Source organism: Streptomyces sp. NPDC045695 (genome assembly GCF_056432025.1).
Genome location: NZ_JBWKJU010000009.1, coordinates 94,571 through 109,008 on the forward strand (window position 1 = coordinate 94,571; position 14,438 = coordinate 109,008).

General features: G+C 71.2%; 11 protein-coding genes. 1 reads left to right on the top strand and 10 read right to left on the bottom strand.

Annotated features, from left to right (window positions below):
• Positions 1 to 102: 102 nt before the first annotated feature.
• The 10 genes from tpiA to AC07DU_RS18005 form a co-directional block, all read right to left on the bottom strand.
• Entirely contained in the window at positions 103 to 891 is a 789-nt protein-coding gene (gene tpiA / locus AC07DU_RS17960; RefSeq protein WP_360890293.1) for a triose-phosphate isomerase, read from the bottom strand.
• A 6-nt stretch (positions 892 to 897) separates the two neighbouring features.
• Positions 898 to 2,112 carry a phosphoglycerate kinase gene (locus tag AC07DU_RS17965; protein WP_360890296.1) on the bottom strand — a complete coding sequence of 405 codons (1,215 nt, stop codon included), beginning with the start codon at positions 2,110 to 2,112 and terminating at the stop codon, positions 898 to 900.
• Positions 2,113 to 2,244: 132 nt separating this feature from the next.
• Positions 2,245 to 3,249: a type I glyceraldehyde-3-phosphate dehydrogenase gene (gene gap, locus AC07DU_RS17970; RefSeq protein ID WP_360890298.1), complete on the bottom strand. Its 1,005-nt coding sequence runs from the start codon at positions 3,247 to 3,249 to the stop codon at positions 2,245 to 2,247.
• Between the two features lie 210 nt (positions 3,250 to 3,459).
• A complete protein-coding gene (locus tag AC07DU_RS17975; protein ID WP_479112242.1) occupies positions 3,460 to 6,417 on the bottom strand; it encodes a M14 family metallopeptidase in 2,958 nt (985 codons plus the stop codon).
• Positions 6,418 to 6,556: 139 nt separating this feature from the next.
• Positions 6,557 to 7,552: a DNA-binding protein WhiA gene (whiA, locus tag AC07DU_RS17980; RefSeq protein ID WP_360890304.1), complete on the bottom strand. Its 996-nt coding sequence runs from the start codon at positions 7,550 to 7,552 to the stop codon at positions 6,557 to 6,559.
• Positions 7,543 to 8,598 (bottom strand): gluconeogenesis factor YvcK family protein, encoded by a 1,056-nt coding sequence (locus AC07DU_RS17985; protein WP_360890307.1) that lies wholly within the window; start codon positions 8,596 to 8,598, stop codon positions 7,543 to 7,545. The genes whiA and AC07DU_RS17985 overlap by 10 nt, the downstream gene beginning before the upstream one ends.
• On the bottom strand, positions 8,595 to 9,542 hold the full coding sequence (rapZ, locus tag AC07DU_RS17990; protein WP_030707027.1) for an RNase adapter RapZ: 948 nt from the start codon (positions 9,540 to 9,542) through the stop codon (positions 8,595 to 8,597). The genes AC07DU_RS17985 and rapZ overlap by 4 nt, the downstream gene beginning before the upstream one ends.
• Positions 9,539 to 11,611 (bottom strand): excinuclease ABC subunit UvrC, encoded by a 2,073-nt coding sequence (gene uvrC / locus AC07DU_RS17995; RefSeq protein WP_479032908.1) that lies wholly within the window; start codon positions 11,609 to 11,611, stop codon positions 9,539 to 9,541. Before uvrC ends, rapZ begins: the two co-directional genes overlap by 4 nt.
• 209 nt (positions 11,612 to 11,820) lie before the next feature.
• Entirely contained in the window at positions 11,821 to 12,627 is an 807-nt protein-coding gene (locus AC07DU_RS18000) for a hypothetical protein (RefSeq protein ID WP_360890676.1), read from the bottom strand.
• Between the two features lie 5 nt (positions 12,628 to 12,632).
• Positions 12,633 to 13,223 (bottom strand): papain-like cysteine protease family protein, encoded by a 591-nt coding sequence (locus AC07DU_RS18005; protein WP_360890313.1) that lies wholly within the window; start codon positions 13,221 to 13,223, stop codon positions 12,633 to 12,635.
• Positions 13,224 to 13,452: 229 nt separating this feature from the next.
• Here AC07DU_RS18005 and AC07DU_RS18010 point away from each other — a divergent pair, with 229 nt between their 5' ends.
• A complete protein-coding gene (locus AC07DU_RS18010) occupies positions 13,453 to 14,394 on the top strand; it encodes a hypothetical protein (protein ID WP_479032902.1) in 942 nt (313 codons plus the stop codon).
• Positions 14,395 to 14,438 lie beyond the last annotated feature (44 nt).

Consider the following 14,438-nt stretch of genomic DNA (forward strand, 5'->3'; position numbering starts at 1 on the left):
TTCTCAGGCAAACCGGCTTTGCTGGATGTGCGCGGGGGCCAGCGGCTGGTAGTCCAGCCTCTGGCCCCCGCAAGGGTACGACGGATCCGCCCTACCGCATACTCACTGGTCGCGGAAGCGGACGATCTTGACGAACTCGTCCACGTCCAGCGCCGCGCCGCCGATCAGGGCGCCGTCGACGTCCGGCTGGGCCATGATCGCAGCGATGTTCCCCGACTTCACCGAGCCGCCGTACTGGATGCGGACCTTGTCGGCCACCTCCTGCGAGTACAGCTCCGCGAGACGGCCGCGGATCGCCCCGCAGACCTCCTGGGCGTCCTCGGGGGTGGCGACCTCGCCGGTCCCGATGGCCCACACGGGCTCGTACGCGATCACGATGGACTCGACCTGCTCGGCCGGGATGTCCTTGAGGCCGCCGTCGAGCTGGTTCAGCGTGTACTGGACCTGCTGGCCGGCCTTGCGGATGTCCAGGCCCTCGCCGACGCACAGGATCGGGGTGAGCCCGTGCCGGTGGGCGGCCTTGACCTTGGCGTTGCAGATCTCGTCGTCCTCGCCGTGGTACTGGCGGCGCTCGCTGTGGCCGACGGCCACGTACGTGCACTTCAGCTTAGCCAGCATCGAGCCGGAGATCTCGCCGGTGTAGGCGCCGGAGTCGTGCGCGGAGAGGTCCTGGGCACCGTACTTGATCTTCAGCTTGTCGCCGTCGACCAGGGTCTGCACCGAGCGCAGGTCGACGAAGGGCGGCAGGACCGCGACCTCGACGGCGTCGTAGTCCTTGTCGGCGAGCGCGAAGGCGAGCTTCTGGACGTGGGCGATGGCCTCGAGGTGGTTGAGGTTCATCTTCCAGTTGCCCGCCATCAGCGGGGTGCGGCCGTTTACAAGATCACTCATGTGGTTCTAGCCCTCCAGGGCGGCGAGGCCGGGGAGCGTCTTGCCCTCAAGGTATTCGAGGGAGGCGCCGCCACCGGTGGAAATGTGGCCGAATGCGTTCTCGTCGAAGCCGAGAATGCGGACCGCGGCGGCGCTGTCTCCGCCGCCGACGACGGTGAAGGCGCTGCTGTCGAGCAGGCCCTGGGCGATGGCCCTGGTACCGCCGGCGTAGTCGGGGTGCTCGAAGACGCCGACCGGGCCGTTCCAGAAGACGGTCTTGGCGTCGGCGATCTTCGACGCGTACAGCTCGCGCGTCCTGGGACCGATGTCGAGGCCCTCCTTGGTCGCGGGGATCTTGTCCGCGTCCACGGTCTCGAAGGTGGCCGGGGTCTTGCCCTTGAGGTCCGGGAACTCCTCGGAGACCAGGACGTCGACCGGGAGGACCAGCTCGACGCCGGTCTCCTCGGCGCGCTTCATGTACTCCTTGACGACGTCCACCTGGTCCTTCTGGAGCAGGGAGATGCCGACCTCGTAGCCCTTGGCGTACAGGAAGGTGTAGGCCATGCCGCCGCCGATGAGGATGCGGTCGGCCTTGCCGAGCAGCTGGTCGATGACGGCCAGCTTGTCGGAGACCTTGGCGCCGCCGAGGACCACGACGTACGGGCGCTCGACCTCGGCGGTCAGCTTCCGCAGGACGCCGACCTCGGTGGCGATGAGGTAGCCGGCGGCGTGCGGGAGGCGCGCCGGGAGGTCGAAGACCGAGGCGTGCTTGCGGTGGACCGCTCCGAAGCCGTCACCGACGTAGACGTCCGCCAGCTCCGCGAGCTCGTCCGCGAAGGCGCCGCGCTCGGCGTCGTCCTTCGAGGTCTCACCGGCGTTGAAGCGCAGGTTCTCGATGACGGCGACCTGGCCGTCGGTGAGGGCCGCGACGGTCTCCTTGGCGGAGGCGCCGACGGTGTCGGTGGCGAACGCGACGTCCGCGCCGAGCAGTTCACCGAGGCGCGCGGCGGCCGGGGCGAGCGAGAAGGCGGGCTCCACGCCGGTGCCCTTGGGGCGTCCCAGGTGCGAGGCCACGATGACGCGGGCGCCGGCGGCGGCGAGCTTCGCGATCGTGGGCTGGACGGCGCGGATGCGGCCGTCGTCGGTGATGGTGCCCTCGGCCAGCGGGACGTTCAGGTCCGCGCGGACGAAGACCCGCTTGCCCTTGACGCCTTCGGCGAGCAGTTCATCGATCGTCTTCATGTGTTCCTACTCCTTTGAGACCTTCACTCGAAGGGCGAGGAAGGGAGAACGAGGCAAGCAACAGGGCCCGTGCGGCGCTTCGTCGCGCTGCTCGGACCCTGTGCTCACATCGTGGTGCCTTGCCCTACGTGCTTACAGCTGACCGCCGACGAAGACGGTCAGGTCGACGAGACGGTTGGAGTAGCCCCACTCGTTGTCGTACCAGCCGACGACCTTAACGCTCTTGCCCTGGACCATGGTCAGGGAGGAGTCGAAGGTGCAGGACGCCGGCCAGTTCACGATGTCGGAAGAGACGATCGCGTCCTCGGTGTAGTCCAGGACGCCCTTCAGCTGGCCCTCGGCCGCCTTCTGGAAGGCGGTGTTGACCTCGTCCTTGGTCACCTCGCGCTCCAGCTCGATCACGAGGTCGGTCACCGAACCCGTGGGAACCGGGACGCGCATCGCGATGCCGTCGAGCTTGCCCGCCAGCTCCGGGATGACCAGGGCGGTGGCCTTGGCGGCACCCGTGGTGGTGGGGATGATGTTCTCGGCGGCGGCGCGGGCGCGGCGCAGGTCCGAGTGCGGGAAGTCCAGGATCCGCTGGTCGTTCGTGTACGCGTGGACCGTGGTCATCATGCCCTTGACGATGCCGAAGTTCTCCAGGAGAACCTTGGCCATCGGCGCCACGCAGTTGGTGGTGCAGGAGGCGTTGGAGATGACGTGGTGGTTGGCCGCGTCGTACTTGTCCTGGTTGACGCCCATCACGATGGTGATGTCCTCGTCCTTGGCCGGGGCCGAGATGAGGACCTTCTTCGCGCCGGCGGCGATGTGCTTGGCGGCGTCGGCCTTCTTGGTGAAGATGCCCGTCGACTCGATGACGATGTCGGCGCCCAGCTCACCCCAGGGGAGGTTCGCGGGGTCGCGCTCGGCGAACGTCTTGAAGGTCTGGCCACCGACGGTGATGCTGTCGTCGGTGTGACTGACGTTCTGCTTCAGGCGACCCAGGATGGTGTCGTACTTGAGAAGGTGCACCAGGGTCGCGTTGTCAGTCAGGTCGTTGACACCGACGATCTCGATGTCCGCTCCCTGCTCCAGGAGCGCCCGGAAATAGTTACGGCCAATGCGGCCAAAACCGTTGATGCCTACGCGGATCGTCACGAACCGATCTCCTCGTTGGTGCGCCGGTAAAGAGCGCCGGCGAGCTGTATGGGATGTCCCCGACCGCTTACGACCCTACCTCTCCGTGAGCTTTTGGGTGACATCGGTCGGGGCCTGACACGCCCCCGGGTCCCGTACCGGACGGGCTGGAACGGGCCCCCGGGGGCCTTCGCCCCCGTCACTCAGGGTGAGCGCCGGAAGGGCCTCTGATCAGCGGTTCAGCGCGCGGAGCGACTTACCGACGAGTAGCGCTCGGTCCGCCGCCGCCGGCAGGTGTTCCAGGCCGAAGCCCAGCAGGACCGTGTCACGCGTAGTGACCGCCGAGTAGGACCTGAACTGCTCTCCCGTCCTGGACCAGTCGCCGGGAACTTCGGGGCTTCCGGCCGGTGCGCCCTGCGCGGCCCAGACGCCGAGGGAGGTTTCGAAGCCCTCCACGGCCTGGTCCGCGCCGCCGACCGACAGGCGCGCCTCGTCCGCGAAGACGCCGCGCCCGCCCGAGCCCGGGTCGGTGATGGAGGAGAGCGAGACCTCGACGCTCTTGCCCGCGTAGGCGCTCAGGTCGAAGGCGACCTGCTTCCAGCCGCCGGAGGAACCGGTGAAGCTGTTCCACGCGCCGCTGGTGCCCTGCGGGCTGCAGCCGCCGGAGTCCAGGGTGAGGTAACGGCGCAGGAACGGGTGGCCGTTCATGAAGAAGCCGGCCGCGCACTCCTCGGGGACGACGGAGCTGGTGAGGCCGCTCGCCTCGGGCAGGGTGGTCCAGTCGTCGCCGCCGGCGGTACGGGCCTCCAGGACGGCGTGGTCGTAGCCCTCCTCGGTGTTCCAGTTGAGCGCGAGCTTCAGCTTCGGCGCGTCGGCTGCGGAGACGCCCGTCAGGTCGATCGTGCGCACGAGGCGCTTCCAGTCGTTGTCGGCGTGCAGCGCGGAGGCCATCTGCGTGCCGGCGAAGGGGGCGTAGGGGTTGACGACCCCGGTGAACCGGCCCGCGGGGGCGCTCTTGAACTGCGGGAACTGCGCGGGCGCCAGGGTGTCGGAGGTGACGGTGTAGGCGCCTGGGGCGTTCAGCGGGTTGCCCGCCGCGTCGGCGAGGCTCCCGTCGGCCCCGTTCAGGGCGCCGGCGCCGGTGAAGCCGGTGGCGCCGGGGGTGCTCGCCCGGCCGTACGCGCCGAGCCAGTACTGGCTGAAGTCGTTGGTCACGGCGCGGCCGACCTGGGCGTTGCCGCCCGCCAGCTCACCGGCCTCGATCAGCTTGCCGCCCTCGTTGAGGAAGTCGCGCACCGCGAGCTGCGTGTCGCCGCCGGGGGTCTTGGCCCCGGTGTAGTGGACGGCCGTACCGAAGTGGGAGAGCACCCCGAGGTGGTGAGGGGCGCCCTGGACGGCGACGTCCCAGACCGCCGCGGACCTGCCGTTGGCGCGCAGGGCGTCGACGTACGCCTGGGCGTGCTGGGCCTTGGCCCCCTCCTCGGCGATCACCAGGACGTCCGCGCGCGGCCGCTCGGCGACCGTGTACGTGAAGTGCTCGCTGGAGACCCGCTCGCCGGAGCGGCCGCGGCCGGTGAACCACGCCTCGACCTTGTCCCCGGGCTTGGCGCCGTCGACCTCGGCGCGGTACTCGTCGAACCAGTTGTTGTCGTCGCCGCCGTAGACCTCGCCGCCCTCCCAGGCTTCGAGGTCCTCGTCGTGCGTGCGGCCGCCGTTGATCCTGAAGTGGAGCTCCTTGTCCTTCAGCGCCTTGCGGGCCGTGACGGAGACCGTCTGGTCCTCGCCGCGGGCCGCGTAGGAGGTGGTGAAGGGGTCCAGGGTGAAGTCCGCGGCGCTCAGACCCACGGAGGACGACGGGCGGTCCGGGTGCGCGGCGCTCTCACCGACCGAGAGGGCGAAGGGCACGTTCTTGGCGAACTCCGCCTGGATGAGCTTCTCGTCGTCCGGGAAGTTGAAGCCGGAGGCGCAGTCCTCCGGCCGCCACGCGTCGTTCGGGTCGATGGCGGAAGCCGTCTGGCAGGTGGTCATCTCCGGCGTGAACATCATGACGCCGTTGACGTTGGAGGCGTGGCCGTCGGCCTCGCCGTTGGTGGTGTAGAGCTCGGAGGAGACCTGCGGGTAGTAGCCCGGGACGGCAGGGTTCTCCGGGGTGCCGGCGAGCGCCTTGTAGGCGACGTCGTCGGGGGTGGGGGTGGCCACCTGCCAGCCCACGCCGTAGAGGATCAGCTCGGCCGCGGAGTGGTAGTTGACGGCGTACTCGAAGCCGATGCGCTTCTCGAAGGCGTCCAGGGCGACGGTCTCGGGCTCGGAGGAGGCGCTCGGGCCGCGGTAGGTCTCGCTGGCCTGGTTCGGCGAGGACCCCTCGTTGTCGTAGCCCCACTTGAAGGCGAAGTTGCGGTTCAGGTCGACCCCGTCGCCGGGGGTGGTCCTGCCGTCGCCGTTGTTGTCGCGCAGGTTCTTGCGCCACAGCCGCTCGCCGTCGGGGGCGTGGGTGTAGTCGTAGCCGTCGGGGTTGGCGGAGAGGAGGAACCACAGCTCGCTGGAGTCCACCAGGCGGGTGATCCGCTGGTCCTTGCCGTAGTTGTCGAGCGTGTGGTGCATCAGCCGCCGGGTCATCTCGGGGGTGATCCACTCGCGGGCGTGCTGGTTGGACATGTAGAGGACCGACGGTTTGGCCCCGTCCTTGGTCTTCTTGGCGTTCTTGGAGACCTTGAGGGCGAGGATGTCCTTGCCCTGGACGGTCTTGCCGATGGAGACGACCTTGGTGAGCCCCGGGTTCTCCTGGGCGGTCCGCAGGATCTCCTCCTGGAGGCCGCCCTTGCCGCTGTACGGGCGGAACACGCCGTCACCGGCGGCCTCGGCCCGGGCCAGCCCCTGGGCCGGGATCCTGCGCTCGGCGACCTTGACGCCCTGGGCGCCGAGTTCCTTGGCCTGGGCCTCGGTGAGGAAGAGCTCGACCCGGGCGGTCCCGCTCTCCGGGGCGCGCTCGGTGAGTTCGTGGGCGTCCTGGCCGGCGGCGAGGACGAGCGGGACCTGTTCCCGGGTGATGTCGGCGTCGTAGACCCGGACCTCGTCGGCGCCGGCCGCGGCGGAGCCGGGCTGGGCCTGGGCCGCCGCGGGTAGCGCGGCGAGTGTGGAACCGAAGACGAGTGCGCTTGCGGCGAGGATCGTTCTCGCGCGGTGCCTCATGTGCCCCCCTGGGCGTCGTCAGCCACGAAAGCGTTGGACGCCAGCCTCAAGACCGGCCCGTGCTCATGTCAATGGGGCCTACCGAAAGGGGGCCCGCACGAGTGATCGCGCGAGCCCCTTTCGTACGTACGCGGACCGGTCAGCCCACCATGTTGTCGGCCATGTCCTCGCTGAGGTCCAGGTTCGACTCGGTGCCCGGGACGCCCAGGTCCTGGGCCCGCTTGTCGGCCATCGCCAGCAGGCGGCGGATCCGGCCGGCGACCGCGTCCTTGGTCAGCGGCGGGTCGGCGAGCGCGCCCAGCTCCTCCAGGGAGGCCTGCTTGTGCTCCATGCGCAGCCGGCCGGCCGCGGCGAGGTGCTCGGGGACCTCCTCGCCGAGGATCTCCAGCGCGCGCTGGACCCGCGCTCCGGCGGCCACCGCGGCCCGCGCCGAGCGGCGCAGGTTGGCGTCGTCGAAGTTGGCGAGACGGTTGGCGGTGGCGCGCACCTCGCGCCGCATCCGCCGCTCCTCCCAGGCCAGCACCGACTCGTGCGCGCCGAGCCGGGTCAGCAGGGCGCCGATCGCGTCGCCGTCGCGGACCACCACCCGGTCCACTCCGCGCACCTCGCGCGCCTTGGCGGCGATGGAGAGCCTGCGGGCGGCGCCCACCAGGGCCAGGGCGGCTTCCGGGCCCGGGCAGGTGACCTCCAGGGAGGAGGACCGGCCCGGCTCGGTGAGCGAGCCGTGGGCCAGGAAGGCGCCGCGCCACGCCGCTTCGGCATCGCAGGTGGCCCCGGAGACCACCTGCGGCGGAAGGCCGCGGATCGGGCGTCCGCGGCCGTCCACGAGGCCCGTCTGGCGGGCTAGCTGGTCACCGCCGGCCACGACGCGGACCACGTAGCGGCTGCCGCGGCGCAGTCCGCCCGGAGCCATCACCACCAGGTCCGAGGAGTGGCCGAAGATCTCCAGGATGTCCTTGCGCAGGCGCCGGGCGGCGATGCCCGTGTCCAGCTCCGCCTCGATGACGATCCGTCCGCTCACCAGGTGCAACCCGCCCGCGAACCGAAGAATCGCCGAGACTTCCGCTTTCCTGCAGCAGGTCCGGGTGACGGGCAGGCGGGAGATCTCATCCTTCACCGCAGGCGTCATCGCCATGGGCCGATCCTTCCATGCATCCGAAAAATACGGTCGTACGCGGCGGCCAGCAGCTCCGGGTCGTGCTTCGGGGAGCCGTCCTGCCTGGCCACGGGCGCCAGCTCGACCGCGGCACCGAACCGTTTCGCGGCATCGGCGAGGGACTCGCGGTCGGGCACGGCAGCCTCGTCGGCCAGCACCACGTCCAGGGCGAGTTTAGGGGCGTGTCGGGCCAAAACCTCCAAATGACGCTGCGGAGAGAAGCCCTCTGTTTCTCCGGGCTGCGGCGCGAGGTTCAGCGAGAGGACCCGCCGGGCCTTCGTCTCGATCAGCGCGTCGAGCAGTTCCGGCACCAGGAGGTGCGGAATGACGGAGGAGAACCAGGACCCCGGGCCGAGCACCACCCAGTCGGCGTCCAGGACGGCCGCGACGGCCTGCGGCACGGCCGGCGGGTCGCTCGGCACCACCTGTACGGAGAGCACCTCGCCCGGGGTCAGGGCCACCGTGGCCTGCCCCCGTACGGTGTCCACGTCCTCGGGACGCGCCGGGTCGTGGCCCCTGACCAGGGCCTGGAGCTCCAGCGGCACCGCCGACATCGGCAGCACCCGGCCCTGCGCGCCGAGCAGCCGGCCCACGAGGTCGAGGGCCTGGACGGGGTCGCCGAGCTGTTCCCACAGGGCGACGATCAGCAGATTGCCGACCGCGTGCCCGTGCAGGTCGCCCTCCGACTGGAAGCGGTGCTGGATGACGCGGGCCCAGGTCTGGCCCCAGTCGTCGTCACCGCACAGCGCGGCCAGCGCCTTGCGCAGGTCGCCGGGCGGCAGCACGCCGAGCTCCTCGCGGAGCCGGCCGCTGGAGCCGCCGTCGTCGGCGACGGTGACCACGGCGGTGAGGTCACCGGTGATCCTGCGCAGCGCGGCGAGGGAGGCCGACAGGCCCTGGCCGCCGCCGAGGGCGACGACCTTGGGCGTGGCGCCGCGCCGGCGGCGGGAGCGGCCCGCGCCGTCCTCGCCCCGTCCGGGGGTCAGACGGCGCAGGCGGCTCAGCCGCGGGGTCCGTGCGGTCACTCGCGCCCCATGTCCCGGTGGACTACGACGGTCTCGACTCCCTCGGAGGCGAGGCGGGCGGCGAGCTTCTCGGACATGGCGACGCTGCGGTGCTTGCCGCCCGTGCACCCGACCGCGATGGTCACGTACCGCTTGCCCTCGCGGCGGTAGCCGGTGGCGATGAGCTGGAGCAGCTCGGTGTAGCGGTCGAGGAACTCCTTGGCGCCGGGCTGGCTGAAGACGTAGCCCGACACCTCCTCGTTGAGCCCGGTGAAGGGGCGCAGCTCCGGCACCCAGTGCGGGTTCGGGATGAAGCGGCAGTCGACGACGAGGTCGGCGTCGACCGGGAGGCCGTACTTGTAGCCGAACGACATGACGGTGGCCCGCAGCTCGGGCTCCTCGTCCCCGGCGAACTGGGCGTCCATCTTGGCGCGCAGCTCGTGCACGTTCAGGCTGGAGGTGTCGATCACCAGGTCGGCGTCGCCGCGCAGCTCGCGCAGCAGGTCGCGCTCGGCGGCGATGCCGTCGGTGATGCGGCCGTCGCCCTGGAGCGGGTGCGGGCGGCGGACCGACTCGAAGCGGCGCACCAGGGCGTCGTCGGAGGACTCCAGGAAGACGATGCGCCGGGTGACGCCGCGGCTGTCGAGGTCGGCGAGGGACTCGCGCAGGGCGTCGAAGAACTGGCGGCCCCGGACGTCGACGACGACGGCGATGCGCGCCACGTTGCCCTGGGAGCGGGCGCCGAGCTCCACCATCGTGGGGATCAGCGCCGGCGGGAGGTTGTCGACGACGAACCAGCCGAGGTCCTCCAGACACTTGGCCGCCGTGCTGCGGCCGGCCCCGGACATGCCGGAGATGATCACCAGCTCGGGGATGGCCGCCTCGGCGGTCTCGCCGGGCTCCACTGTCGTGCCCGTACTCACCTGTGCTCCGTCTCGGTCGTGCGTGGTCTCGTGCTCGGTCATTGCTCGGTCCCCCGTTCGGACGATGACTCCCGGCTACCGCCGGGAGGCGCCCCCACCTGCGGGGCGGGGGCCTCATCCTCAATGATCTCCCCTGTGGCCGTGTTGACGGCAGGGCCGGCCGGGACCGCCAGGGCGAGGGCCGCGGCCACCGTCTCGGCCGTCTTGCGGCCTATGCCGGGGACCTCGCAGATCTGCTCGATTGTCGCCTGTCTCAGCTTCTTCACCGAACCGAAGTGCTTGATCAGGGCCAGCTTGCGGCTCTCGCCGAGCCCGGCGACCTCGTCCAGCGGCCCGGACTTCAGGCGCTTCCCGCGCTTGTTGCGCTGGTAGCGGATGGCGAAGCGGTGAGCCTCGTCACGCACCCGCTGGAGCAGGTAGAGGCCCTCGCTGGTGCGGGGCAGCACGACCGGGTCGTCCTCGCCGGGCAGCCAGACCTCCTCCAGGCGCTTGGCCAGGCCGCACACCGCGACATCGTCGACGCCGAGCTCCTCCAGGGCCCGCTTGGCGGCGGCGACCTGCGGCTGTCCGCCGTCGACCACGACGAGCTGGGGCGGGTACGCGAAGCGCCGGGGCCGCCCGTCGTCCTCGGCGGCCCCCAGGGCCCCGGCGGCCCCGGCGGCCTCGCCGTCGTTGACCGGGCCCTCCTGTCCCTCCCACTCCCCGGTCTTCTGCTTCTCCTGGAGGTAGCGGCGAAAACGCCGGGAGACCACCTCGTGCATGGAGCGGACGTCGTCCTGCCCCTCGAACGACTTGATCTGGAAGCGCCGGTACTCGCTCTTGCGGGCCAGCCCGTCCTCGAAGACGACCATGGAGGCCACCACGTCGTCGCCCTGCAGGTGGGAGATGTCGAAGCACTCGATGCGCAGGGGCGCGCCGTCCAGCTCCAGGGCCTCGGCGATCTCCTCCAGGGCCCGGGAGCGGGTGGTGAGGTCGCTGGCGCGTTTGGTCTTGTGCAGGGCGAGGGACTGCTGCGCGTTGCGGTGGACGGTCTCCATGAGGGCTTTCTTGTCGCCGCGCTGCGGTATCCGCAGGCTGACCTGGGACCCCCGCCGGTCGGCGAGCCACTGGCTGAGCGCCGGCGTGTCCTCGGGGAGCGCCGGGACGAGCACCTCCTTGGGGACGGCCTCGCCCTTCTCCTCGCCGTACAGCTGCTGGAGGGCGTGCTCGACGAGCCCGGCCGTGTCGACGGCCTCGACCTTGTCGGTCACCCAGCCGCGCTGGCCGCGCACCCGGCCGCCGCGCACGTGGAAGATCTGCACGGCGGCTTCGAGCTCGTCCTCGGCGACCGCGATCAGGTCGGCGTCCGTGGCGTCGGCGAGCACCACGGCGTTCTTCTCCATGGCCCGGCGCAGCGCCCCGATGTCGTCGCGCAGCCGGGCGGCCTTCTCGTACTCCATCTCCTCGGCCGCGTCGTGCATCTCCCGCTCCAGGCGGGAGAGGTAGGTGCCGGTCCGCCCGGCCATGAAGTCGCAGAAGTCCTCGGCAAGTTCGCGGTGCTCTTCGGGGGTGACCCGGCCGACGCACGGCGCGGAGCACTTGCCGATGTAGCCCAGCAGGCAGGGCCGGCCGATCTGCGTCGACCGCTTGAAGACGCCGGCGGAGCAGGTGCGCACGGGGAAGACCCGGAGCATCAGGTCGACGGTCTCGCGGATCGCCCAGGCGTGCCCGTACGGACCGAAGTAGCGCACGCCCTTCTTCTTGGGCCCGCGCATGACCTGGACCCGCGGATACTCCTCGTTCATCGTCACGGCGAGGGAGGGATAACTCTTGTCGTCCCGGTACTTGACGTTGAACCGGGGGTCGAACTCCTTGATCCAGGAGTACTCCAGCTGGAGCGCCTCGACCTCGGTGGACACCACGGTCCACTCCACGGAGGCGGCCGTGGTCACCATGGTGGCGGTACGGGGGTGCAGCCCGGCGATGTCCTGGAAGTAGCTGGCCAGGCGCTGGCGCAGGCTCTTGGCCTTCCCGACGTAGATCACCCGGCGGTGCTCGTCGCGGAATCTGTAGACCCCCGGGGTGTCGGGAATCTGCCCCGGCTCGGGACGGTAACTGGAAGGGTCGGCCATGCCAACCACCCTACTTGCGCGGGCTGACAACCGGCCGTACCCGTCCCCTCCGGCGGGGGCATCGGTGATCCGGTCGTCCAGCTCGGCCCGGCACCTCCAGCCCCGCCGGCGTTTGAGGCGCGGGGTCCGGGGCGGAGCCCCGGCAGCGGACCGCAGGGCCCGGCTTCTGGCGGGAGCCGGGCCCTGCGGGTGGGGGGGCTGTGCCACGGCTACGCCACGGCGCCTGCCCGTCGGCGTCGCAGCGCGACCAGGACACCGGCCCCGCCCAGCGCGAGCGCCCCGGCGCTGCCGGCGAGCGCCGTGACGGCGCTCCCGCCGTCCTGCGCGGAGGGCTCCGCCGATGCCTCGGTGAAGCCGCCCGCCATGCCTTGCTCGGCATAGACGGACCCGGGCAGCTTGTCCCCGTACGCCGCGGTGACCCGGGACCGGTATCCGGCGAGGGTGGTGCCGCCGGGGCCCACGGCCCGTACGGCGTCCTCGTCCAGCGGCAGCACCCGTTCGCCCCCGGCCACGTACCACGCGTCGATCTGCGGTTCCCGGAAGACCGTCCCGCCGGGAAGCTTCGCGGCGCCGAGGCGCGCGTAGCGGAATTCGTCGTCGCCGGTGGCGATGTTCACCACCTGCCACCCCGCCTCCGTACGGGCCGTCCACAGTGCGGCCTGCTGCCCGTCGGAGGAGACCGCCTTGCTGGCCAGGAATTCCAGGCGGGCGACGGACGCGCCCGCCTTGCCCGCGACGAAGTCCGGGGAGAGGTGGTTCACCGGTATCGCCTCGCCCTCGATGCGGGGCTGCGCGGCGGCCTGCGAGACCTTGCCCTCCCGGGCGAAGAAGCGGGAGAGCGTGGCCAGGGTGTCGGGGGCGGTGGCCGCCTGCGCCGCGGCGGCCTTGTGTTCGGCGGTGGCGGCCGCGGGCTGCGGCACGGGGGCCGCGGACGCCTGTGGGGCGAGGCCGAGGAGGGCGGTGGCGGCGAGGACCGCGGCGGTGGCGGTGGCGGCGGCGGTGGCGCGCAGGGTCATGGCGCTCACGCCCCGATCCGGTAGAGGGAGTGGGTCCAGGAGAAGCTGTTGTTGTTCACGTACCAGGCGTGCGAGGCCCAGTTGTAACGGTCGCTGGAGGGCCAGGGGTCGCCCCAGTACACCCAGCTGCTGGCGGTGTCGTAGCCGTAGATGACGTGCATGTGGCCACCGCCGCCCGACCACTGGATCCGGGTCTCGATCGGGCGGTCGGAGTTGATCTCGCTCTGGACGGTGGAGTACTGGAGCCAGCCGCTGACGTACGAGCCGGGGCTGATGCCGGCCCAGCGCAGCCCGGTCTGGACGTTGCCGAGCGTGGCCTGGTTGTTGGGGCAGTCGTAGCCCTGCTGACGGTTGAAGGCCGCGTTGCAGAACTGGTTCTGCGTGTAGCTGCGGCCGAACCAGGTGGCGATGGTGTTGCCGCTCGCGGCCCAGCACCAGTTGGTCTTCTGCTGTGCCTGCATGGTGATGCCCAGACGCTTGTAGGCGAGGGCGGAGTCGGTACCGGTGTCCGCGGCGGTTGCGGTGCCGGTGGGCAGAGCGAGGAGCAGGGCGGTGACGAAGGCGGCCAGGGAAAGCCGCCGGTTTCTGTTGCGCATCGCGTTCCTCCCAATGTGGGGAATGGGGGGTGGAGGAGCGCGTCCGGACGCTGTGGAGGAGCATCAGGGTGTTGTCGCGATCAGGTCAACACGCTTCAATGCACGGTGACATCGCGGTGTGAACGGTGGGGCTGGGGTGTGAACGGTTGCTGTCGTTCCACCTGCTCTCCCGGAGACAGCGGCGCGGTCCTGCGCCTCGGCGCGTGTGAACGTTCACAGAGGGGTCACCATGCGGCCGACCGAGGACACGGCGAGTTCGGCGGAATTCAGCCGACTGCTGCACGGCGGCCCCTTCCACCTCGCCCTGCGCGCCGCCGTCACCGCGCGCGGACTGCCCCTGCACCGGATACAGCACCGGCTGGCGGCACGCGGCATCAAGGTCGGCGTCACCAGCCTCAGTTACTGGCAGCAGGGCGCCCGCCGCCCCCGTTATCCGGAGTCACTGCGGGCCGTCAGCGCCCTGGAGGAGATCCTGGAGCTGCCGGAGGGAGCTCTGGTCCGGCTGTTGCTGGCCCCGGAGCAGAGCCCCGGGCCCGCCCGCCCGGCCGCCCGCCCGTACCGGGCCCTGTTCAGCGTGGGCGAGACGGTGGAACGGCTGCTGGAAGCCCTGGAGCTCCCGCCGGACGGAGGGCTGCACTCGGTCGGCCACCATGAGCGGGTGCGCATCGGACCGGCCGGTGAGATGCGCTCGCGCACGTCGCAGCAAATCGTCCGGGCGCACCGCGACGGGGTCGACCGCTACCTCGCCGTCCACCACGGCGACCCGGGCTGCGACGTGTCCGGGATGCGCGTGACGGCGTACGAGAACTGCCGTACGGGCCGGGTGCGGCGCCATCCGCAGGCCGGGGTGGTGGTCGCGGAGCTGCTCTTCGACGCGCGGCTGCGGCGCGGGGAGACGTACGTGTTCGGCTACGGCATCGAGGACGGTACGGGCGCGCGCAGCAGCGAATACGTGCGCGGCTTCAGCTACGCGGGCGGCCAGTACATGCTCCAGGTCCGCTTCGACGAGGCGGCGCTGCCGGTGCGGTGCCGCCGCTTCGCGCGCGGCGGGCCCGAGTCGCCGCGCACCGGCGTCACGGACCTGACGCCGAGCGGCCGGCACCGGGCGGTGCACCTGGTGGAGCAGTCGGTGCGGCGCGGGATCCTCGGGATCTCCTGGGACTGGGACTGACTGCTCGGGTGCCCGCCCGGTGCCTGCCCGATGCCTGCCCGGTG

Bases quoted from the DNA above. Each gene is read 5' to 3' on its own strand.
- tpiA (WP_360890293.1), bottom strand. From the start codon at position 891: ATGAGTGATCTTGTAAACGGCCGCACCCCGCTGATGGCGGGCAACTGG.
- AC07DU_RS17965 (WP_360890296.1), bottom strand. From the start codon at position 2,112: ATGAAGACGATCGATGAACTGCTCGCCGAAGGCGTCAAGGGCAAGCGG.
- AC07DU_RS17975 (WP_479112242.1), bottom strand. From the start codon at position 6,417: ATGAGGCACCGCGCGAGAACGATCCTCGCCGCAAGCGCACTCGTCTTC.
- whiA (WP_360890304.1), bottom strand. From the start codon at position 7,552: ATGGCGATGACGCCTGCGGTGAAGGATGAGATCTCCCGCCTGCCCGTC.
- rapZ (WP_030707027.1), bottom strand. From the start codon at position 9,542: ATGACCGAGCACGAGACCACGCACGACCGAGACGGAGCACAGGTGAGT.
- uvrC (WP_479032908.1), bottom strand. From the start codon at position 11,611: ATGGCCGACCCTTCCAGTTACCGTCCCGAGCCGGGGCAGATTCCCGAC.
- AC07DU_RS18000 (WP_360890676.1), bottom strand. From the start codon at position 12,627: ATGACCCTGCGCGCCACCGCCGCCGCCACCGCCACCGCCGCGGTCCTC.
- AC07DU_RS18005 (WP_360890313.1), bottom strand. From the start codon at position 13,223: ATGCGCAACAGAAACCGGCGGCTTTCCCTGGCCGCCTTCGTCACCGCC.
- AC07DU_RS18010 (WP_479032902.1), top strand. From the start codon at position 13,453: ATGCGGCCGACCGAGGACACGGCGAGTTCGGCGGAATTCAGCCGACTG.